Here is a 21,129-nt window from a genome sequence, read left to right as displayed (position 1 = left end):
AGAGGATCGATGCTCGAAGAAGAGCTCAAGGAATCCATTGTCGGCGAACTCAAGCGCCAGGCAGCCAACCGGCCGCAAGCGCTGAAGGTCGAAGGCTCTTCCGAGGAGCTGGTCGTCAACGGCAAGATCGACCTTGCCGAGCTTGTCATGGTGATCGCAGGTTCAGTCGCGGGCGGGCCCTAGTCCGGAAGCAGCGTCTTCAACTTGAGTGCGTCGGCCGGAGCCGCGCTCTTCTGGTCATTGTCGAAATAGACATAGACATCGCAGCCTTGCCGCTTCCAGGATTTGATGCGGCGCGCCCATTGCGCCAGCGTCTGCCGGGTATAGTGGCCGTGATAGCGTCCGCTCGGGCCGTGGCCGCGCACATAGACGAAATCCGCCGTCCGCTTCCAGGGCGCCGGTGCATCGTGATGGTCCGACAGGCAGAGTGAGATGTTCTCATCTGCCAGCATTCGCAGGATGCGCGGCTGATACCAGCTCGGATGACGAAATTCGAAACTGTAGCGGCGCTTCTTCGACAGCAGCTTGAAGAATGAGGCGAGCCTGTCGGCATTTGCCTCGAATTGCGGCGGCAGCTGGAAGAGGATGGGCCCCACTTTGCCTCGCAGGAAGGAAATGCGGTCTTCCAGCAGGTCAAGGCTGTTTTGGGAGCGATCAGTCAGGCGCTTCCAATGCGTGATGAATTTGGAGGCCTTCCAGGCGAAGATGAAGTCGCCGCCGGTCTGTTCTCGCCATGCCTCGACCGCTTCCGGCGTTGGCGTCCGATAGAATACACCGTTCAGCTCGGTGGTCTCGAACTGACCGGCGTAGTAGCGCAGCTGTTGCTTCAGCGGCAGCCCGCCCGGGAAGAACGGACCCCGCCAGGAGTCGTAGTGCCAGCCGGACGTGCCAACCAGAACGCGCGCCATCTTCCGACGCTCTCTCCATGGGACTGTCTGGTAAGAGACTGCGCTGCGCGACGGTTCCTAAATCCTCGAGAGCTCGTGCGACCAGGCGCGGCCTCATCGTTTGTTAGAGGTCGGCATCCTTTTTGGGCGCCTCCTTCGATGTAGCTAATAAGTCGAAGCTCTCCCTCGCGGTGTAAGTGACCGCCTCGATCTTGTTGCCATCGAGGTCACGGACAAACGCGCCGAAATAGTTCGCGTTGTAGTTCGCCCGTATCCCCGGCGCGCCTTCGTCGGCTCCGCCATGATCGAGCGCGATCCGGTGGAAACGCCTGACGGTGTCTCGGTCGGGCGCCTGGAAGGCGATGTGCACTCCATTGCCCGCGGACGCCGGGCGACCGTCGACCGGCGTTTCCAGGCTGAAAGCGATGTCGGAAGCGCCATAGTGAATCGCGGTCGGGGAGGCCTTGATGAGGCGAAAGCCGATCAGCCGCATCAGCGGGTCGTAAAATGCCTACGCGCGGCGAACGTCGTTCGTGCCGACCGAAACATGATGGATCATCTGCTGTTCTCCCTCACTGACGAGGAGTTCCCCGGCGCCAAAGCCGTCGTCGTCAACGCGGGGGGCCCGGCCTCGCGAGGAAAGCCGGGCTTGCTCGATCAGCGTCGCCGCTTCGCTGTGCGCGACTTGGTCGCTCGCCGGTCGTAGGGCGAGCGATTGACTGGCTTCAGTGAGATGCCCTCGCGTTGCGCCTTGCTGCGGATCGCCGCGATGGGACGCTGAAGCTTGATGCTCATGACGCCTGTTGGAGTGTTGCCCTTCGCAAGCTGCCGCAACATCCTGACGTCCGCCGCCGACCACGGCTGACGTGACCGACGCTTGTACGAGGGGTTTGCCTTGCGCGGTCCCTTCTTGCCGATTGGCGAGCCGGGACGTTTCCATGCTGTACGTGCCATGTTGATCCTCCTCGATCTTCAAGGCACGAATCAGCGCGTTGGTTCCGTTTTCGATGCGCGGCGAAGGATGTCAGTTCAACCGGCGAAACTTCACGATGCTTGCCTGTCGATGTCTGAAGTTCTGAGCTTGACACAGCCTTTTAAAAAGAACAAATGTCGAACATGGGCGCCCATGAATCAGGAGCAGCCGGCATCTCCGCCGGCCACGTATCGTCGACGAGAGCGGGATCGTGCGGCGCCGCGCCGAGGGCGAAGCGCGGATGACGCTGCCTGTCCTGCCGGTCTACTACTACCACGACCACTTCACGGAGATGCTGAGCTTCGTTTGCGACACCTATGGTCCGGTGCTGACCGAAAGGCATCGCGCGTTCGTCGCTCGCTTCTCGTCTCTGTCGAAGGACGCCCAGTGCTTGTTCATCCGGATGGTCAACCGGAGCGGCACGGTCTTCAATCCCTCTACGTTCAGGTATGCCGAGATTGCCGATCCCGTCGGCGCGCTGGGGGAGCTTGGTCTCGCCGGCCATGTCCGAGAGCTGACTGAAAAGGATTACGCCGCGTTCTTGGCATGTCTTGCAAAGCCGATCCTGTTCGATGGCACCAAGGCGGCCGGCATGAGCGATGTCCGGGCCTCGTGGCCCAAGGCCAAGCTGACGGAGTATTGTCTCGCCAATCTGTCGTTCGGTACTGCGTTGAGGCATTGCAGGGGCGAGGCGTTCATCGCGCTCGGTGACACCGAGCCGCTGGAGTTTCTGCTCTATCTCTACTTCGGCAAGACAGAGGACAACCTCAAGAATTTCGCGCTGCGCGATCTCGGTATCTTGCGCACGAACGACCAGGTGGATTTCAGCGCCCGATTTGCCGACGCGGATGAAGCGAGGGCCTGCTTTCATTACGCCCGCCTGCTGCGTCAGCTCGAGGCCAAATCGGACGAGGTATATCGCAACTCCGTTGCCGAGGTTCTCGGGGGGCCTGTCTGCCCCACGGATTACGCGACAGATCTCAGGAGCCGCGCGGCGCACAAAGCAGGTCTGCACTTCGAGAAGAAGGGCGAGGCCGCGCTGGCGATCCAGCTCTACCGCGCTGGCTCCTCGGCCGAGTGCCACGAGCGCCTCGCCCGTCTGCTCTACGCGGAAGGCGACAAGGGCGCGGCTGAGGAACTGTTGCGTCGTATGATCGATGATCCTGCCAGTGATGATGAATTCGTCTTCGCGAGCGATTTCTATGCCCGGAAGTTCGATGGACGCCGGACGGGACTTTGCACGGAGCTGCTTCGGGCAGGGCGAACGCTCCGGGTCGACGATACTTGGCGCGGCAGCCCGGAAGCAGGAATCGCCGGCGTCCTGCGCCGGCAGGGCCTCGAGGTCTTCCACGCCGAAAACACGCTTTGGCATTGCCTGTTCGGGTTGCTGTTCTGGGACGAGCTGTTCGAATCCGGACAGCTGCACAGCGGCTTCGATTGGATGCCGCATTGCCTCAAGGACAGAACCTTCGCACGGTTGTTCTCTCCCCAGATCGAGGTGAAGCTGGATGCCGTCGCGTCGAACGCCGCGCTACCCCGGATGCTGCGGACCGTCGCCGCAAAATGGGGGAAGGCGAACGGCGTGTTCGCCTGGGATCACGTCGATATGGATGCAATCCGCGCGCTGCTCGCAGGCGCGCGTGCGACTGGCCTCGCCAGTATCCTTCGCCTGATGTGCGAGGACTATCGCGCGATGCGCGATGGTTTTCCCGATCTCATGCTCGTGGCCAACGGCGCCGTCTCGTTCATGGAGGTGAAGGCAGAGGGCGACGTCATCAGGCGCAACCAGCTGACGCGGCTTCGCCAGCTCGGCAACGCCGGCATCCCTTCGGAAATCGGCCGGGCCGATTTCCGTTTCGATCCGGACCAGGACTATGTCGTCGTGGACATCGAGACCACCGGCGGCTGGACCGGCGGGGATCGCATCACCGAGATCGGCGCCGTCAAGATCCGCAATCATGAGGTCGTAGCGGAGTGGCATTCGCTGCTCAATCCCCAGCGATCGATCCCGGCGAAGATCGTCTCATTGACCGGCATCACCAACGAGATGGTGCGGCACGCGCCATTGTTCGCGGAAGTCGCGGACAGCCTCATGCAATTTATGGCTGACGGCGTGTTCGTCGCCCATAACGTCAACTTCGACTATGGTTTCATTGCCGCAGAGTATGAACGCCTCGAACGCCGTTTCCGCTTTCCAAAGCTCTGCACTTGTGCCGGCATGCGCCGGCACTACCCCGGTCACAAGTCGTACGGGCTGGGCAAGCTCACCCGAGCCTACAACATCGAGCTGAAGAACCATCATCGCGCTCTATCTGACGCACGCGCTGCGGCCCACCTCCTCAACCTGATCAATGCCAAACGCGATGAGAGCGGGAGCAGGACGAAAGAGATTGCGGCCTGATCCTGAACCACGCGGTGATTTGCCACCCCTGGGCCGGTTCGGCGTATTTCAGTCGGATCAGATGCCGAAGGTCAGTTGTGGTTCCGGATCGTCTCCGGCGTGGAGGGACGACAGCGAGACACCGAGGAGCCTGACCCGTTTCGGCAGCGGCATCTCGACTTCGAGCAGGCCGCAGGCGAGGCGCTCCAGCTCGTCCCGGCCAGCGACCGGCGCAGGCACAGACCTGCTGCGCGTGACGATCTCGAAGTCAGCAAATTTGATCTTCAAGGTGACGGTGCGACCCCGGCTGCCGGTCGTCTCGCAATGGCGCCAGACCTTGTCGACGAGAGGGCGCAACTCGAGGACCAGCGCGTCGAATTCGGCGAGGTCGTTCGAGAACGTGGTCTCCGCGCCGATAGACTTGCGGATCCGGTTGGCGCGCACCGGCCGCTCGTCGACGCCGCGCGAGATCCAGTAATAATAGGCGCCCGATTTGCCGAAGTTCGCGTTCATGAACTCGAGCGTCTGGTTGCGGATGTCGAGACCGGTAAACAGCCCAAGCGCATTCATCTTCGCACCTGTTGCCGGCCCGATCCCGTGGAACTTGCCGACGGGCAGCGTCTCCACGAAGGCGGGTCCCATCTCCGGGGAAATCACGAACTGGCCGTTGGGCTTGCGGTGATCGGAGGCGAGCTTTGCCAGGAACTTGTTGTAGGAGATGCCCGCTGAAGCGTTGAGGCCGGTCTCGGCCTTGATCTTCTCGCGGATCCGCAGCGCGATATCGCGGGCCAGCGGAATCCCTTGCAGGTTTTCGGTCACGTCGAGATAGGCCTCGTCGAGGGAGAGGGGCTCGATGATCTCCGTGTGCTCGGCAAAAATCTCGCGGATCTGCCGGCTGACTGCCTTGTAGACCTCGAAGCGCGGCTTGACAAAAGCCAAGTCGGGACATTGCCGCTTCGCGGTAACCGAGGGCATCGCGGATCGAACGCCGAATTTGCGCGCTTCATAGCTCGCTGCTGCGACGACGCCGCGCTCGGCCGAACCACCCACAGCGACGGGCTTGCCGCGCAGCTCCGGGTTGTCGCGCTGTTCTACGGACGCGTAGAAGGCATCCATGTCGATATGGATGATCTTGCGAACACGCGTCACGCTGCCTTCCACGGCGCCGGTTCCCTTCATGCGCGGATGATACTATTGTGCCGAGAGAATCGCGAGGTGGTGTGTGCGCCTGCTGTCGTTCCTTCATCCTGCTGATGCGGGCGCGGTCGTGGATGGCATTGTCGCTCGAACGCGGGTCCGTCACCGAACGAGAGCAATATTTTGTTGGGCTAGTGACAGGCTGATCGCTGCACCTTCAGCCGGAAGCTCATCGGTTTGCCGGCTGATGACAAAAAGCTCGCCGATCGGTGTCGAGACGATCATCTCGACGTGATCGCCGAGGTAAGAGGATTTTCTGACTGTTCCTGCAAGGCCATCGCCGAGCACGATGCCGTGTGGTCGAATGGCAGCCTTCGCCCGCCCAGGAGTGAGGCCGCGCGCGGGAAGCGTCAGCTGCAGCGGCCCCAACCTGACTTGTGCCTGCCCGCCCTCGACCGCGTCGATCGTCACCTCGACGAGATTGGCATCGCCGATGAAATCAGCGACGAAGCTGTTCGCGGGCGCTTCATAAAGCTCACGCGGAGAACCTTGTTGCGCGATCTTCGCATTCGACATCACGATGATGCGGTCGGAGACGGCTAGCGCCTCCTCCTGGTCATGCGTGACATAGGCGACGGTAAGGTTCAGCGACTGCTGGAGCTCGCGGATCTCCTGCCGCACCTTGCGCCTGAGCTTGGCGTCGAGGTTGGACAGCGGTTCGTCGAAGAGCAGGACCTGCGGCTCCAGCACGAGAGCGCGCGCTACGGCGACGCGCTGCTGCTGACCGCCGGACAACTCGGCCGGGTAGCGCTTCTCGAAGCCTTTGAGTCCGACCAAAGCGAGCTTCTCCAGCGCCATCGCCTCGGCCTGCGCCTTTCGCAGGCCTTTCACCGTCGGCCCATAGGCTGCGTTCTCCAGCACGGTCATATGCGGGAACAGCGCATAGGACTGGAAGACCATGCTGACGTCGCGGTCCGCCGCCGAGAGCCGTGTCACATCCTTGCCGCCGATCAGGATCTGCCCCTCGCTCGCGATCTCGAGGCCGGCGATCATGCGCAAGGTCGTCGTCTTGCCGCAGCCGGAAGGGCCGAGGAGTGTCACGAGTTCGCCTGCGCGGATCGTGAAACTGACATTATCCACGGCGGTTACCGCGCCGTAGCGCATGCTGACATGTCTGAACTCGACGGAAGCGGGGCCGGATTTGGGCATGGAGGATCCTATCTGGCGGGCTCGGCGGCCGAGGTCGCGAGCGCGACGGGCCTGCGGCCGAGCTTACGCTCGCCGACACCGAACTGGATGAGCGCGATGCCCGCTGCCATGACGACGATCAGTACCGAGGAATAGGCGATGGCGAGGCCGAACTCGCCGGCCTCCACCCGTCCGACGATGTAGGCGGTGGAGAGGTTGTACTCGGCCGACACGAGAAAGATCACGGCGCTGACCGAGGTGATGCTGCGCACGAAGCTGTAGATCAGCGCCGCAACGAGCGCCGGCTTGAGCAACGGCAGCACCACACGGCGCAGCGTCGTGAAGCTGCGCGCCCGCAGGGTCGTCGAGGCCTCGTCAAGGCTCTTGTCGATCTGTGCCAATCCCGCAATGCCCGAGCGTATGCCGACGGGCATGTTGCGGAAGACGAAGGCGAGCACGAGGATGAGACCCGTTCCGGTGATCTCGACCGGCGGTACGTTGAAGGCGAGGATATAGGCGACGCCGAGCACGGTGCCGGGAATGGCGAAGCTCAGCATGGTCGTAAATTCGAGCAACTGCCGGCCGACGAAGCGTTGCCGCGTGAGCAGATAGGCGGTGAGCAGGCCGATCAGCGCTGTCAGTGGCGCCGAGATCGCAGCGACCTTCAGCGTCGTGAACAAGGAGGGCCAGGCTGCGCCCTCGAAGAACAAGCCGTGGCTGAAATCGACGGCGAAGCCGGTGCGGTAATGCTCCAGCGTCGGCGTGTGGTCGCGGCCCATCGTCTTGACGAAGCCACCGATCAGGATCACCGCATAGATCACCGCCGTCAGCACGACCCAGGGTATGATCACTGCGGCCGAGAGCACGGTGACAGAGGTGGGGAGCTTCGCCGGAATGCCGGCATCGCCTTTGCCGGAGACAGTGGTGTAACTCTTTCCGCCGAGCCAGCTCTGCTGCAGCCAGAACGCGCCGAGCGTGAAGACGAGCAGCACGATCGCCAGCACGGCCGCCATGCCCTGATTATGCGCGGCGCCGACCACGGCAAAGAAGATCTTGGTCGAGAGCACTTCGAAATTGCCGCCGAGCACGAGCGGATTGCCGAAATCGGCCAGGCTCTCGACGAAGCCGAGCAGAAAGGCGTTGGCGAGCCCCGGCCGCAGCAGCGGCCAGGTCACCGAGCGGAACGTCGGCCAATGCCTGGCGCCAAGCGTCTGCGCCGCCTCTTCGAGGCTCGGTGCGATGCCCTGAACCACCCCCATCAGCACGAGGAAGGCGATCGGCGCGAAGGCCAGCACTTGCGCCAGCAGCACGCCCGGTAGACCGTAGATCCAGCGTGAGCGGGGGATGCCGAACCACTCGGACATCAAGCCGGTCACGACACCGGAACGGCCGAACAGCAGAATGAGAGCAAGGCCGATGACGAAGGGCGGCGTGATGATCGGCAGCACGGTCATCGCGCGCATCAGACGCTTGCCCGGCATCGCCGTGCGCAACACGAGCAGCGCGCAGGCAAGGCCGAGCAGCGTGGTGATGAGGCCGGTCAGCACGCCGAGGATCAGCGTATTCCAGGCGACGCCGCAGGCGATACTGCCGCCGACGCAGCCGAGTCCCCAGATTGTCGAGGAGAATAGCCGGCCCGCGAATTCGCCGAGCGCCCAGTTGCCATCGGCGTCGACCAGCGCACTGCGCAGGATCGTCGCGACGGGCAGGAAGATGAAGAGGCCGATCAGCAGCACCACGACACCGATGGTGGATGTGGTGAAAAGATCGCCCCGGCAAAAGCCGCGATAAGCCAGGCCATGGCAGAGCAGCAGGAGGAGCGCGAACAGGGTCAGCAGCGCGCCGAAGCCCATGCCTGGCTGCGCGGCGCCTGCGCCGCCGAGCAGAGCAGCGAGCCAGGGAATGCCCTGGTCAGGCAGAGTTACTGCAAAGCCTTGTGCGAAGAACGCCACGAGACCGCAAAGCCCGGCGGTGACCAGTGCCCGGCCGCTGAAGCTGGTCTCGGCACGGACGGCGAAGAGCGTCGTCGCGAGCAGCGCGATGCCGATCGGCCAGAGCCAGGGTGCTGCGCCTGATGTCGCAAGCGCCAGCGCGGTTCCGGCCCGCCCGAACGGATAGCCGGCAAGGTCCCAACCCTCTGGCAGGTACCAGGGCACGAGCGCATAGCCCAGCCAGCCGAACAGCAGAGCAAGCCGCGTCGAAGGGCGCATCGGGTCTCTCCGCAGCCGGGGGCTATTTCGGCTGCGCCTTGACCTCCTTGTCCCACTTCGTCAGCAGCCTCGTTCGCTCGGCCGACGAGCCGTATTTGACGAAGTCGTAGTTGATCAGCTTCATCTCGCTCATCTTCGGCGCCTGCGGCGGCACCGTCGCGTTCTTGTTGGATGGCACCTGATACGACTTCGCGGGGGCAGCAAGGGCCTGTGCGGCGGGGCTCAGTGCCCAATCGTAGAACTTCTTGGCGTTCTCCAGATTGCGAGCGCCCTTGACGATCGACATCGAGCCGATCTCGTAGCCTGTGCCCTCGCACGGCGCGACGGGCTTGATCGGATCGCCCTGCACCGCGAAAACGACGGCGTCATGGATGAAGACGATGCCGACAGCGGTCTCGCCGAGGCTCGCCGCCTTGGCCGGCGCGGCGCCGGACTTGGTGTACTGGCTCACGTTCTTGTGCAGGGCCTTGAGATAATCGAAGCCCTTGTCCTCGCCCATCAACTGCACGACCGTGGCGAGCAGGGTATAGGCGGTGCCGGACGAGTTCGGGTCGGCGACCTGCACGTCATCCTTGAGTTTGGGATTGAGCAGATCGGCCCAGCATTTCGGCTCCGGGATGCCCTTGGCCTTGATCTGCTCGGTGTTGTAGCCGAAGCCGAGCGCGCCGGCATAGATGCCGATCGAGCGCTGCTTCGCCGCTTTCCACTGGTTCAGCGCCCAGTCGTGCAGATCCTTGTTGGCGGGAGATTCGTATTCGAGCGTCAGCCCCTCTTCGGCCGCCTGAAGATGCGGGTCGCCGGTGCCGCCCCACCAGATGTCGCCGCGCGGATTCGAGGCCTCCGCCCTGAGCTGCGCATAGACCTCGCCGGCGGACTTCCGTGTCATCGCAACCTTGATGCCCGTCTCCTTTTCAAAGGTTGTGGACATCGCACGGCACCATTCCTCCTGCACGCCGCAATACATGACGAGCGAGCCCTGGGCCGATGCCGGCGCAGAGGCCGCGCCGGCGCTCAAAATGCCGGCACCGAGCAGAACGCTGAAAGTCATGGATCTCAAAAACATGGTCCACCTCCCCGGAACGAGAACTTGATGTTCTTCGCAATTGGCTGTGACGGTGGCGCCTAGGCCGCCCCAAAGCAATAAATATTCTGTCGACTAGGCAATCCCCGTGATTTCGCGCAGCTGCGATGCCAGCGCCGGCGTGCAGCACAGGATCGGGTTGCCCTTGCTGATGCCGTCTCCGGCGAAGAAGTCATTGACCCAGCCGCCGGCCTCGCCAACGATCACGATGCCGGCCGCAACGTCCCAGGCGTTGATATGCAACTCGGCGTAGCCCTCGGTACGCCCGTTCGCGACATGGCAGAGGCCCAAAGTGCCTGAGCCTGAGCGCTTGATCGAGCAGCCGGCGGCATAACCGCGGCTGATGATGTCCAGATAGCGCTGCGAGGGCACACGGGCCGACCAGCCAAGTTCGACATACGCGCGGCGGATGTCATCGGCACCGGAGACGGCGATCGTCTGTCCGTTCAGCGTCGCGCCCTGGCCGCGCTGCGCGACATAGAGTTCGTCCAGTGAGGGGGCGGCGACGATCCCGATCGTCGGCTCGCGGTTGAGCAGGAAGCCGATGGAGATGCACCAGTTGCGATCGCCACGGGCGAAGTTCGACGTGCCATCGATCGGATCGATGATCCAGACCGCATCGCTGGCATCGCCGCCACCTTCCTCGCCGATGACCGTATCGCCGGGGAAAAGCTCGGCCAGCCGCGCACGCAGAAAGTCCTCCACGGCGCCGTCGGCGACGGTGAGCCAATCCTGCGTTCCCTTCATCGTGACGCCGAGGCTTTCCTTGCGGCCGAAATAGTCGAGCGCCATGCGCCCCGCCTCAGCGGCGAGACCCTGGGCTGCGTAGCGGCGCAGCAGGAGTTCAGCTGGCGTCATGGTCAGGCGGTCGCGATGGCGACGGGACGGCCAGTGCGGGCCGATTCGGTGGCCGCGTCGGCGAGCATCTGGGCGCGCTGTCCGTCGAGACCGGTCGGCGAGAGCGCAGCCTTGCCAGCGCAGGCATCGATGAAGGCCGCGAGTTCGGCGCGATAGGCGGCGGCATAGCGTTCGAGGAAGAAGTTCTGCACCGGATCGGCACGGAAGCCCTGGCCGGTCGCGATCTCGACGGTCGTCTCGTGGATGTTGCCGGCCCTCAGCATTCCCTTCGAGCCATGCACCTCGACGCGCTGGTCGTAGCCGTAAGTGGCGCGGCGCGAGTTCGAGATCTGCGCGATGCGTCCGCTTGCCGTCTTCATCAACACCGCGGCGGTATCGACGTCGCCGGCCTCGCCGATGGCCTTGTCCACCAGCGCTGAGCCGAGTGCAAAGACCTCGACCGGCTCCTCCGCCAGCAGGAAGCGCGCCATGTCGAAATCATGGATCATCATGTCGCGGAACAGACCGCCCGAGCGTTTCACATAGTCGACCGGCGGCGGTCCGGGATCGCGCGAGATGACGCTGACGATCTCGATCTCGCCGGCCTCGCCGCTGCGCAGCCGCTTCTCCAGCGCCGCGAAATTCGGATCGAAGCGGCGGTTGAAGCCGATCATCAGAGGCTTGCCAGTCTTCTCGACAGTGGCCAGGCAGCGGCGAATACGGCCCGAGTCGAGATCGACCGGTTTCTCGCAGAACACCGCTTTGCCGGCCGAGACGGAGGCTTCGATCAGGTCGGCATGCGTGTCGGTCGGCGTGCAGATCAGAATGGCGTCGATCCCGGAATCGCTCATGATCGCGTCGGCATCGGCCACCTTCGCGCCTGTCGCCTGCGCCAGCGAGGAGGCAGCGTCGGTTGAGGCGTCGGCCACTGCGACGAGCCGTGCATCGCCGCGCGCCGCGACATTGAGTCCGTGAATGCGCCCGATTCTGCCGGCGCCGAGAAGTCCAAACCGCATTGTCATCATCATGTCCGTCCCAGTCATGGCCTAACGCCCTAAACGGCATATTTTTTTTGTTCGGCTTGACTAATGGAATAAACATTCCATTCTCTCCGCCGCCAAGTCAAGGCTAAGTCAAGGTCGGAGAGTGCCTTTCTCGATGTCCCCCGCCGCGTCACAGGATCAAGTCAAACCGGACTACGACGCGTTCGTGACGCGGCTATGCGAGCGCGCGGACTCGTTGCCGAAGCGGCTGCGACAGGTGGCCGATTTCGCGCTTGCCCATCCCGACGACATGGCGCTGCACACCTCGGCGCAAGTGGCCGAACAAGCCGGCGTCCAGCCCTCGACGCTGGTGCGATTTGCACAGGCGCTCGACTTCTCCGGCTTTAGCGAGTTGCAGCACGTTTTCCGCAGCCGCCTCCGCCAGCAGTTCCCCGATTATCGCGAGCGCATCGAAATCCTGCGCGACGAAGGCGCGGCAGGACCCGACATGGCACGCGTGCTTCTGGATGGCTTCGTGGCGGCGAGCCGCAGCTCGCTCGACCAGCTCGAAAAGAGCTCGGTTCATGCCGACATCGACCGCGCCACCGATCTTCTCGCCAAGGCGCAGAGCATCGTCCTCGTCGGCGCCCGGCGCATGTTCCCGGTCGTGTCCTATCTCGCCTATGCCTTCGGCAAGCTCGGAATCCGGGCGATTCTGGTCGATCACGTCGCGGGGCTGGGCGCCGAGCAGGCAGCGCTGGCCAGGCCGGGCGACGTGGTGCTGGCGGTCAGCTGCGCGCCCTATACGCCTGCCACCATCGACATCGCCGCGCAGGCGCACCAGCGTGGCATCCCCGTCATTTCGCTGACCGACGGGCCGCTCAGTCCGCTCGTGCAGAACTGCACCCTTTGGCTCGAGGTTCGGGAGGCCGATTACGGCGCCTTCCGCCCAATGGCCGCCACCTTCGCCCTCGCCATGACGCTGGCCGTGGGCACTGCCGAGAAAGCGCGCGCCGATGGCTGAGCCGAAGCTCGATTTGATCTCGATCGGCCGCTCCTCGGTCGATCTCTACGGCCAGCAGATCGGCGGCCGGCTCGAGGATATGGCGAGCTTCTCCAAGGCTGTCGGCGGCTGCCCGACCAATATTGCGATCGGCACGGCCCGGCTCGGGCTGAAGTCGGCCGTGATCACCCGCGTCGGCGACGAGCAGATGGGCCGCTTCATCCTCGAGCAGCTGCGCCGAGAAGGCGTCGACACGAAAGGCGTCATCGTCGATCCCAAGCGCCTGACCTCGTTGGTCATCCTGGGCGTGCGCGACGAAAAGACCTTCCCGCTCATCTTCTACCGCACCGATTGCGCCGACGCCGCGCTCGACGAAAACGAGATCGAAGAGGAGTTCATCGCCTCGGCCCGCGCCGTCGTCGTCACCGGCACGCATTTCGCCATTCCCAATGCGGCCGCAGCCCAGCGCAAGGCGATCGCGCTCGCGCGCAAGCATGGTCGCAAGGTCGTCTTCGATGTTGACTATCGCCCCAATCTCTGGGGTCTCGCCGGGCATGCGGCGGGCGAAGAGCGTTATATCCGCTCCGGCACCGTCACCGGCCATCTCCAGGCCATCCTGCCGGATTGTGACCTGATCGTCGGCACCGAGGAGGAACTTCACGCGGCCGGCGGCAGTGAGGACACGCTCGCCGCACTGCGCACCATCCGCTCGCTCAGCGCGGCGACGATCGTCTGCAAACGTGGGCCCATGGGCTGCGTGGTCTTCCCGGGCTCGATCCCGCCGTCGCTGGACGACGGCGTCAGAGGGCCAGGCTTTCCGGTCGAGGTCTACAACGTGCTCGGCGCTGGCGACGCATTCATGTCCGGCTTCCTGCGCGGCTGGCTTCGCGACGAAGCGATCGAAACCTGCTGCGCCTGGGCGAATGCCTGCGGCGCCTTCGCGGTCTCGCGCCTGCTCTGCTCGCCTGAGAGCCCGACCTTCGACGAGTTGCAATACTTTCTAAAGCACGGCTCACCGCACCGCGCCTTGCGGCACGATGCAGACATCAACCACATCCATTGGGCGACGACGCGCCGCCCGCAGCCGCCGACGCTCATGGCGCTTGCCATCGACCATCGCAGCCAGATGGAGGCGATCGCGGACGAGGCTGGTGCTCCGCGCGAGCGTATCGCCGTCTTCAAGACGCTCGCAGTCGAGGCGGCGGCACGCGTGGCGCAGGGGCAACCCGGTTTCGGTATGCTGCTCGACGGGCGCTACGGCCGCGAGGCGCTGTTCCGCGCCGCCGATCATCGTCTTTGGATCGCGCGCCCCCTGGAACGAACCGGTTCACGACCACTGGCGCTGGAAACAGATGCTGAGGGCTCGCTCGGCCTCGCGCTCGCCGAATGGCCGGTCGATCATGTCGCGAAATGCTTTTGCACCTACCATCCCGACGATGCCGAGGCGCTCAAGGCTGCGCAGGATGCGACGCTGAAGCGCGTATCGCTTGCCTGCCGTCAGGCCGGGCGCGAACTGCTCGTCGAGATCGTCGCCTCGAAGCATGGCACGCTGGCGGACGATACCGCGGCGCGCGTCATGCGCAGGCTCTATGGGCTCGGTATCAAGCCAGATTGGTGGAAGCTCGAAGCCCAGCCGAGCGTCGCCGCCTGGCAGCAGATCGATGGCGCCGTCGCCGAGAACGATCCCTATTGCCGCGGCGTTGTCGTGCTGGGGCTTGATGCGCCGCTCGCCAAGCTCGAAGCGGCATTCGAACTGGCCCGTGGCGCGGCGAGCGTGAAGGGTTTCGCTGTCGGGCGTTCGATCTTCGGCGAGCCTGCCCGCGAGTGGTTTTCCGGCCGCCTCGACGACGAAGGCGCGATCGCCGCGATGACGGAGCGCTTCGGCCGGCTGGTCCAGGCCTGGCGGCGCGATTGAGCGGGAGCGAGTGATGGCAACGATCAGGCTCACCATGGCGCAGGCGCTCGTCGCCGCGATGGCCGCGCAGAGGACGGTGATTGACGGACAGAACCAGCCGTTCTTCGCCGGTGTGTGGGCGATCTTCGGCCATGGCAATGTGGCGGGCCTCGGCGAGGCGCTGTATGCCGCGCGCAACCGCCTGCCGACCTTGCGCGCCCACAACGAACAGGCGATGGCACATGCCGCGATCGCCTTCGCCAAGGCCTCGCGCCGCCGGCGCATGATCGCGGTGACGAGCTCGATCGGCCCTGGTGCGACCAATATGGTGACGGCCGCAGCGGTTGCTCACGTCAATCGCCTGCCGGTGTTGCTGCTGCCGGGTGATGTCTTCGCCGGACGCCGTCCCGATCCGGTGCTGCAACAGATCGAGGACTTCGGCGACGGCACCGTCTCCGCCAATGACTGCTTCCGGCCCGTCTCGCGCTATTTCGACCGCATCACCCGGCCCGAGCAGATCATGCCCGCCTTCGAGCGCGCGATGCAGGTTCTGACGGATCCGGCCGAATGCGGACCCGTGACGCTCGCGCTCTGCCAGGACGTGCAGACGGAAGCCTACGAATATCCCGACTGGTTCTTCGCCGAGCGCATCTGGCAGCCGCGCCGGGCGCGCCCCGACGAGACGGAGTTGGCTCAGGCCGTCGCACTGCTCAAGGCGGCCAGGCGTCCGCTCGTCGTCGCCGGCGGTGGCGTCCTCTACAGTGAGGCGGAAGGCGATCTCGCATCCTTCTGCACGGCGCACGGCATGCCGGCGGCGGAAACGCAAGCCGGCAAGAGCGCGCTGCCTCACGACCATTCGCTCAATCTCGGCGCGATCGGCGTCACCGGTACTGGCGCGGCAAACGATGCTGCGCAGCAGGCCGATCTCGTGCTCGCGATCGGCACCCGGCTGCAGGATTTCACCACCGGCTCACGTTCGCTGTTCGCCGATCCCGCTTGCCGGATCGTCGGCCTCAATACGCAGATCTTCGATGCTGGCAAGCATCGTGCGCAGCCCCTCGTCGCCGATGCCAAAGCAGGGCTCGCGGAGCTCGACGCCGCGCTCCAGGGCTGGGCGGCACCTGCCAGCTGGACCGAGCAGGCAAAGAACGGCCGCACGTCGTGGCTGGAAACGGCCGCGCGCTACACCGCCGCCGGCAACGAAACCTTGCCGAGCGACGCAGAGGTCATCGGCGCCGTTCAGCGCCGCAGCCTGCCAAGCGATGTCGTGCTTTGCGCCGCCGGTGGCTTGCCCGGCGAGCTGCACAAGCTCTGGCAGCCGGGCGCGCCCGGCGGTTACCACATGGAATACGGCTATTCCTGCATGGGCTACGAGATCGCTGGCGGGCTCGGCGTCAAGCTCGCCGATCCCGCGCGCGAGGTCGTCGTGATGGTCGGCGACGGTTCCTATCTGATGATGAATTCCGAGATCGCCACGTCGGTGATGTCAGGTGCGAAACTCATCATCGTCGTGCTCGACAACCGCGGCTTCGGCTGCATCAATCGGCTCCAGAACGCCACCGGCGGCGCCCCTTTCAACAACCTCCTGCGCGACGCCCGTCACGAGATCCTGCCGGCGATCGACTTCGCAGCGCACGCCGCTGCGATGGGGGCGATCGCGCGCAAGGTTGCGGGTATTACGGAACTGGAAGCCGCGCTCGATGAGGCGCGACGTCACGATCGGACGAGCGTCGTCGTGATCGACACCGACCCGCTGCGCTCGACCGATGCCGGCGGTCATTGGTGGGACGTGGCGGTGCCCGAGGTGTCGGATCGCACCGAGGTCGAGGCCGCAAGGCGCAATTATGTCGAGGCGCTCGTGCGCCGCAAGTACTGATCAAGCGAGGACGACATGCCTATCCGTATCGGCGCCAACCCCATCGGCTGGTCGAACGACGATCTGCAGGAGATCGGTGGCGAGACACCGCTCGAGACGTGCCTCGCCGAAGCGCGTGAGGCGGGCTTCGTGGGCATGGAGCTCGGCCACAAATTTCCGCGCGAGCCGCAGGCCCTGAAGGCCGCGCTCGCGCCTTTCGGTATGGCCTGCATTTCCGGCTGGTATTCGGCGGAGCTTTTGAAGCGCGATGCTGATGAAGAGATGCGGCATCTGCGCTCGCATCTCGATCTCTTGAAGGCGATGGGATCGACCGTGCTGGTCTTCGCCGAGACCTCGAATGCGATCCATGGCGATCGCAGCAAGCCGCTATCGCAGCGGCCGGTCATGAAAGCGGGCGACTGGGCGGAGTTCGGCCGGCGCATTACAGAAGTAGCCGAGCGTACGCTCGCCGAGGGCGTCAGGCTGGTCTACCATCATCACATCGGCACCATCGTGGAGAGCACGGCGGATATCGACGCTTTCATGGCAGCGACCGGCGATGCCGCTCATCTGTTGCTCGACACCGGCCACGCCACGTGGGGCGGCGCCGATCCGGCTGCGCTGGCCCGGCGCTATCGCGCCCGCATCAGCCATGTCCACGCCAAGGACGTGCGTCGGACGGTGATGGAGCAGGCGCGCCGCGAGGATTGGAGCTTCCTCGATGCCGTGTTGGGACAGGGCAGCGAACTCGGCGTCTACACCGTGCCCGGCGATGGCATGGTCGACTATCCGACTGTCTTCCGCGAGCTTCCGAACTATTCCGGTTGGATTGTCGTCGAGGCGGAGCAGGATCCAAAGAAGGCACATCCGCTGACCTACGCCAAGAAGGGTGTTGCACATCTGAAGCAGAGCCTGAAGGAGGCCGGGCTTGCCTAGGCCCGGAGGCATCATGTCGAAGCTTCTCATCAAGCCGAGCGCGTCCGATGCTGATGGGCGCGTCCATGACGTGACACCGCAGACGGCCGGATGGTCCCATGTCGGTTTCGCCGTCCACGGGCTCCGCGACGGCCAGAGTTTGGCGCGCGAGACCGGCGCGCGCGAGCACTGCCTTGTCCTGCTCTCCGGCAAGGTCGCGGCGCAGGCGGGCGGGCAGGATTTCGGCGTCATCGGCGGGCGCAACTCGCCCTTCGAGGCCGATCCCTGGTCGCTCTATGTGCCGGCCGGGTCCGACTGGTCGGTGACGGCTCGAGGATCCTGCGAAGTCGCCATCTGCTCGGCGCCCGGCGTTGCGAACGCGCGTCCGCCGCGCCTGATCGCACCTCGGGATGTCGGCTGCCTGACGCGAGGGCAGGGGAGCAACACCCGCCATGTCCGCAACATCCTGCCCGAGACGGAGCCCGCCGACGGGCTGCTGGTTGTCGAGGTCGTCACGCCGGCCGGCTCATGGTCGAGCTATCCGCCGCACAAGCACGACCAGGATAGGCTGCCAGCCGAATCTCAGCTCGAAGAGACCTATTATCACCGCCTGAACCCGCCGCAGGGCTTTGGCTTTCAGCGCGTCTACACCGACGACCGCTCGCTGGACGAGACCTTCGCTTTCGAGGATGGCGACGTCGTTCTGGTGCCGAAGGGCTACCATCCCGTCGGTGCGCCGCATGGCTATGATCTCTATTATCTCAACGTCATGGCCGGCCCGAAGCGGATCTGGAAGTTTCACAACGACCCGGCGCATGAATGGATGCTGGCGGGCCGCTGACGCCCGTCTCAGCGTCCGAGCGGCACCGTCGCCTGGATCGTCCAATCGGCGATCGGAATGTCCTGTCCTGAACGGACGACGCAAATTCGGTCGAAGGTGATGGCGCGGCCGGCGAGGCGCTGCGTGAATTCGGCGGCTGCCGGCGCCTTCACCACTTCCGGTAAATTGCCATAGAGCAGCGAGACATGCGGCATGAAGTCTTCGATTCCCTCGGGATCGAGGCGTCGCTTCAGCTTGTCGAGCGGCACTGAGACGGCGAAGCGCACGTAGAAGGCCCGGAAGAACGCTCCTGTCGTCTCGATCGACGTGATCGGTTCGGCGAAAGGCTCCAACGCGGAGGCGGCTGCCCGAACGTCGTCGTGGAGACGCTCGAATGTCGCATCCGTGTCGCCGCGCAGCGTTAGATGCGGCGCGAAGATCGGCGTGCCGAAGCGCGACGCAAGCTCGCTGACGAGCGAAGCGAGAAACGCTTGGTCCTTGGGGCAAGGCATCAGCCAGAGCGATCGGATTTCGGTGGTCATCGGGGTCATAAATCTGTTGCACGAGCGCGCTAGGGAACGTTATGTTTATTCCAAGCCGATCGCGGAATGGAAGAACAATTCCATCAGCGTATAGGGCGGCGTGGAGGGACGGATCGTGCGGGCGGGCTCGCAAGCTATGTCGCGCGCTGGCGCGGCAATTGAGGTGCGCGGCCTGCACGTCGCCTATGGCGGCACGAAGGTGCTTCAAGGTGTCGATCTGGATTTCGCGCCGGGGACCTTCACGGCGTTGCTCGGCTCTTCGGGCTGCGGCAAGACCACGCTTCTGCGCGCTCTTTCCGGTTTTGTGCCGATCGAGTCCGGCTCGATCGCCGTCGGTGGCAAGGATGTCGCCGGTCTGCCGCCCGAGAAGCGCGGCATGGCAATGGTCTTCCAGTCATACGCGCTTTGGCCGCACATGACGGTGCTGCAGAATATCGGCTACGGCCTGAAGCTGCGCGGAGTCTCGAAGAGCGATATCGCCGCAAGAGTGTCCTCACTGCTGGAGATGCTCGGGCTCGCGGGTTACGAGGACCGCAAGGTCACCGCCATGTCGGGCGGGCAGCGCCAGCGTGTGGCGCTGGGACGCGCGCTTGCGATCGATCCCGGCATCCTGCTGCTCGACGAGCCGCTCTCCAATCTCGACGCCAAGATCCGCATGACGATGCGCCACGAGATCCGCGCCATCCAGCAGCGGCTCGGCGTCACCACGATCCATGTCACGCATGACCGCGAGGAAGCGATGACGATGGCCGACAGGCTCGTCATCATGAATGCGGGCCATATCGCGCAGATCGGCACGCCGGAGGAGGTCTACGACCGGCCGAACAGCGCCTTCGTCGCCAATTTCATGGGCGCCGAGAACGTGCTGCCGCTGCACGTCGCGCCCGGCGAGGGCTCTGCTGCGATCACGGCCGGCGAAGCGCGCGGTGTGCTCGCCGGTCAAGCCGGCCTTGAGCTGCCAGCAGGCGAAGCACTCGCTTATTTCCGCGACGATGTCGCGAGCCTCGATGCGCCCGACGCAGCAGCGGGCGAGGATCTCGTGGTGCCGGGCCGCATCGCGGCGCGCAGCTATCCGGGCGGGCTTTACCGTTACCGCGTCGAGGCGGCCGGCCGGCAGATCACCGTCGACCACGCCACTCGCCATGAACCCGGCGCGGCCGTCGGCCTGCGTATTCCGCTGTCGCGTCTTCACATCTTCCCGGCCGCACAGGCCTCCACCCCTGCCTGACCCAGTCCAACGATCCGACACGGAGCCAGTCTCATGCGCCTTTTCACGATAGCCACCTCGCTCGCCGCGCTGATCGCGGCCTCGCCGCTCGCTGCGCAAACGCTCAACGTCGCCTCCGCCGGTGATCAGAACATGGTCGACTACGTGAAGGACTACCTAGGCCCGATGTTCGAGAAGGCTCATCCGGGCGTGAAGGTCGTCTCGGTCGGAACCGGTCCGGGCGACGCCGGCTCGCAGAAGATTTACGAGAAGCTCGATGCCCAGAAGGGCTCGGCCACGACCGATTTCGACGTGGTGGTGATCCACCAGAAGGCCGCCGGCCAGATGGTCAAGGAGGGACTGCTCAGCAAGTATACGGCCGATGTCGACACCGCCAAGCTCGCCACCGGCGACGCAGCCAGGAACGCGCTCGGCACCGACGTGAGCGGCTACGTCATCCCGATGTTCCAGTCGCAGACCGCGCTCGCCTACAACGCCGACATGGTCAAGACGCCGCCGGCGACCTTTGCCGAGCTCGCCGATTGGGCCAAAAAGAATCCGAAGCAGTTCGGTTACAACGGCATCAAAGGCGGCATGTCGGGGGTCGCCTTCGTCGCCGGCTGGGTCTATGCTTTCGGCGGCGATGCCGACAAGCTGATGAAGGGCCCTTATGACGCCGCCACCAAGGCCAATTGGGACAAGGCCTTCGCGGAGCTGAAGGCGTTCAACGCCAACGCCACGATCACTCCCGGCAATGCTGGCACCCTCGACATGCTGAACCGCGGCGAGATCGCCATCGGACCGGTCTGGGTCGACATGTTCTACTCCTGGCAGGCCGACGGCAAATTGCCCCCGAACATGAAGCTGAAACTCGTCTCGCCCGGCATGCCCGGACAGCCGATGTATTATTCGATCCCGGAGAAATCGGCGCAGAAGAAGCTGGCCGAAGCCTTCATTGCGCTCGCAACGTCGCCGCAGGTCCAGGCCGACGGCATCGTCAAGAAGTTCAACTGGTATCCGGGCATCGACGCCAAGAACCTCGAGGGCAAGCTCGATAAGGCCGCATGGGACAAGCTCTTTACCGACGTGACGCCTGCTGAGCTCGCCAGCAACGGCAAGCCGTTCCCGATCGCGCCTTACTTCAACGACATCCTCGAGGGCTACGAAAAGAAGGTTGCGAACTGAATTTCATTTCGAAAGGCCGTCATTCTTCCGGG

19 protein-coding genes are annotated in these 21,129 nt (G+C 64.5%); 9 read left to right on the top strand and 10 right to left on the bottom strand.

All coding sequences use genetic code 11. From position 1 onward, the window contains the following. Positions 1-9 precede the first annotated feature (9 nt). A complete protein-coding gene (locus ACWAT4_RS26085; protein ID WP_449728415.1) occupies positions 10-183 on the top strand; it encodes a hypothetical protein in 174 nt (57 codons plus the stop codon). On the opposite strand, the gene ACWAT4_RS26080 is transcribed toward ACWAT4_RS26085, so the two are convergent. The 3 genes from ACWAT4_RS26080 to ACWAT4_RS26070 all read right to left on the bottom strand — a co-directional run bounded on the left by ACWAT4_RS26080 (position 180) and on the right by ACWAT4_RS26070 (position 1,863). Continuing rightward, positions 180-908 carry a DUF72 domain-containing protein gene (locus ACWAT4_RS26080; protein WP_449728414.1) on the bottom strand — a complete coding sequence of 243 codons (729 nt, stop codon included), beginning with the start codon at positions 906-908 and terminating at the stop codon, positions 180-182. The two genes, ACWAT4_RS26085 and ACWAT4_RS26080, sit on opposite strands and share 4 nt — an antisense overlap. A 103-nt stretch (positions 909-1,011) precedes the next feature. Continuing rightward, the gene (locus ACWAT4_RS26075; RefSeq protein ID WP_449728413.1) at positions 1,012-1,380 is read right to left on the bottom strand and encodes a VOC family protein; all 369 of its coding nucleotides are present in this window, start codon (positions 1,378-1,380) and stop codon (positions 1,012-1,014) included. Between the two features lie 18 nt (positions 1,381-1,398). After that, the gene (locus ACWAT4_RS26070) at positions 1,399-1,863 is read right to left on the bottom strand and encodes a hypothetical protein (protein WP_449728412.1); all 465 of its coding nucleotides are present in this window, start codon (positions 1,861-1,863) and stop codon (positions 1,399-1,401) included. A gap of 208 nt (positions 1,864-2,071) precedes the next feature. On the opposite strand from ACWAT4_RS26070, the gene ACWAT4_RS26065 reads away from it, so the two are divergent. Continuing rightward, positions 2,072-4,261: an exonuclease domain-containing protein gene (locus tag ACWAT4_RS26065; protein ID WP_449728411.1), complete on the top strand. Its 2,190-nt coding sequence runs from the start codon at positions 2,072-2,074 to the stop codon at positions 4,259-4,261. Between the two features lie 57 nt (positions 4,262-4,318). Here the strand turns inward: ACWAT4_RS26065 and dinB are convergent, their stop codons facing one another. The 6 genes from dinB to iolG form a co-directional block, all read right to left on the bottom strand. Next, entirely contained in the window at positions 4,319-5,419 is a 1,101-nt protein-coding gene (dinB, locus tag ACWAT4_RS26060) for a DNA polymerase IV (protein WP_212300625.1), read from the bottom strand. A 120-nt stretch (positions 5,420-5,539) separates the two neighbouring features. Further along, positions 5,540-6,586 carry an ABC transporter ATP-binding protein gene (locus tag ACWAT4_RS26055; RefSeq protein WP_212300626.1) on the bottom strand — a complete coding sequence of 349 codons (1,047 nt, stop codon included), beginning with the start codon at positions 6,584-6,586 and terminating at the stop codon, positions 5,540-5,542. Between the two features lie 8 nt (positions 6,587-6,594). Continuing rightward, positions 6,595-8,775 (bottom strand): ABC transporter permease, encoded by a 2,181-nt coding sequence (locus ACWAT4_RS26050; protein WP_449728410.1) that lies wholly within the window; start codon positions 8,773-8,775, stop codon positions 6,595-6,597. A 22-nt stretch (positions 8,776-8,797) separates the two neighbouring features. Then, positions 8,798-9,838 carry an ABC transporter substrate-binding protein gene (locus ACWAT4_RS26045; RefSeq protein WP_449728409.1) on the bottom strand — a complete coding sequence of 347 codons (1,041 nt, stop codon included), beginning with the start codon at positions 9,836-9,838 and terminating at the stop codon, positions 8,798-8,800. Between the two features lie 93 nt (positions 9,839-9,931). Further along, positions 9,932-10,714 carry an inositol monophosphatase family protein gene (locus ACWAT4_RS26040; protein ID WP_449728408.1) on the bottom strand — a complete coding sequence of 261 codons (783 nt, stop codon included), beginning with the start codon at positions 10,712-10,714 and terminating at the stop codon, positions 9,932-9,934. Between the two features lie 2 nt (positions 10,715-10,716). Further along, the gene (iolG, locus tag ACWAT4_RS26035; RefSeq protein WP_449728407.1) at positions 10,717-11,736 is read right to left on the bottom strand and encodes an inositol 2-dehydrogenase; all 1,020 of its coding nucleotides are present in this window, start codon (positions 11,734-11,736) and stop codon (positions 10,717-10,719) included. Positions 11,737-11,851: 115 nt separating this feature from the next. On the opposite strand from iolG, the gene ACWAT4_RS26030 reads away from it, so the two are divergent. From ACWAT4_RS26030 to iolB, 5 genes are read left to right on the top strand one after another with little or no spacing between them, the layout of a single operon-like run. After that, positions 11,852-12,700 (top strand): MurR/RpiR family transcriptional regulator, encoded by an 849-nt coding sequence (locus tag ACWAT4_RS26030; RefSeq protein WP_212300630.1) that lies wholly within the window; start codon positions 11,852-11,854, stop codon positions 12,698-12,700. Beyond that, on the top strand, positions 12,693-14,594 hold the full coding sequence (locus tag ACWAT4_RS26025) for a bifunctional 5-dehydro-2-deoxygluconokinase/5-dehydro-2-deoxyphosphogluconate aldolase (RefSeq protein ID WP_449728406.1): 1,902 nt from the start codon (positions 12,693-12,695) through the stop codon (positions 14,592-14,594). The genes ACWAT4_RS26030 and ACWAT4_RS26025 overlap by 8 nt, the downstream gene beginning before the upstream one ends. A gap of 13 nt (positions 14,595-14,607) precedes the next feature. Next, positions 14,608-16,449, top strand: a complete 1,842-nt coding sequence (iolD, locus tag ACWAT4_RS26020) for a 3D-(3,5/4)-trihydroxycyclohexane-1,2-dione acylhydrolase (decyclizing) (RefSeq protein WP_449728405.1) — start codon at positions 14,608-14,610, stop codon at positions 16,447-16,449. Positions 16,450-16,464: 15 nt separating this feature from the next. Next, positions 16,465-17,364 carry a myo-inosose-2 dehydratase gene (gene iolE, locus ACWAT4_RS26015; protein WP_449728403.1) on the top strand — a complete coding sequence of 300 codons (900 nt, stop codon included), beginning with the start codon at positions 16,465-16,467 and terminating at the stop codon, positions 17,362-17,364. Positions 17,365-17,377: 13 nt separating this feature from the next. Then, the gene (gene iolB, locus ACWAT4_RS26010) at positions 17,378-18,184 is read left to right on the top strand and encodes a 5-deoxy-glucuronate isomerase (protein ID WP_212300634.1); all 807 of its coding nucleotides are present in this window, start codon (positions 17,378-17,380) and stop codon (positions 18,182-18,184) included. 8 nt (positions 18,185-18,192) lie between these two features. On the opposite strand, the gene ACWAT4_RS26005 is transcribed toward iolB, so the two are convergent. Continuing rightward, positions 18,193-18,705 (bottom strand): 2'-5' RNA ligase family protein, encoded by a 513-nt coding sequence (locus tag ACWAT4_RS26005; RefSeq protein WP_212426754.1) that lies wholly within the window; start codon positions 18,703-18,705, stop codon positions 18,193-18,195. A 136-nt stretch (positions 18,706-18,841) separates the two neighbouring features. Here ACWAT4_RS26005 and ACWAT4_RS26000 point away from each other — a divergent pair, with 136 nt between their 5' ends. Further along, positions 18,842-19,933: an ABC transporter ATP-binding protein gene (locus tag ACWAT4_RS26000; RefSeq protein ID WP_449728402.1), complete on the top strand. Its 1,092-nt coding sequence runs from the start codon at positions 18,842-18,844 to the stop codon at positions 19,931-19,933. Positions 19,934-19,966: 33 nt separating this feature from the next. Continuing rightward, complete coding sequence (locus tag ACWAT4_RS25995; protein WP_212300637.1) at positions 19,967-21,097, top strand: ABC transporter substrate-binding protein; 1,131 nt, start codon at positions 19,967-19,969, stop codon at positions 21,095-21,097. Positions 21,098-21,129: the final 32 nt, after the last annotated feature.

The organism is Bradyrhizobium sp. T-1 (genome assembly GCF_053592855.1).
Note: the sequence above shows the minus strand (reverse complement) of the source record. Positions and strands in the feature narration are given on the sequence as shown.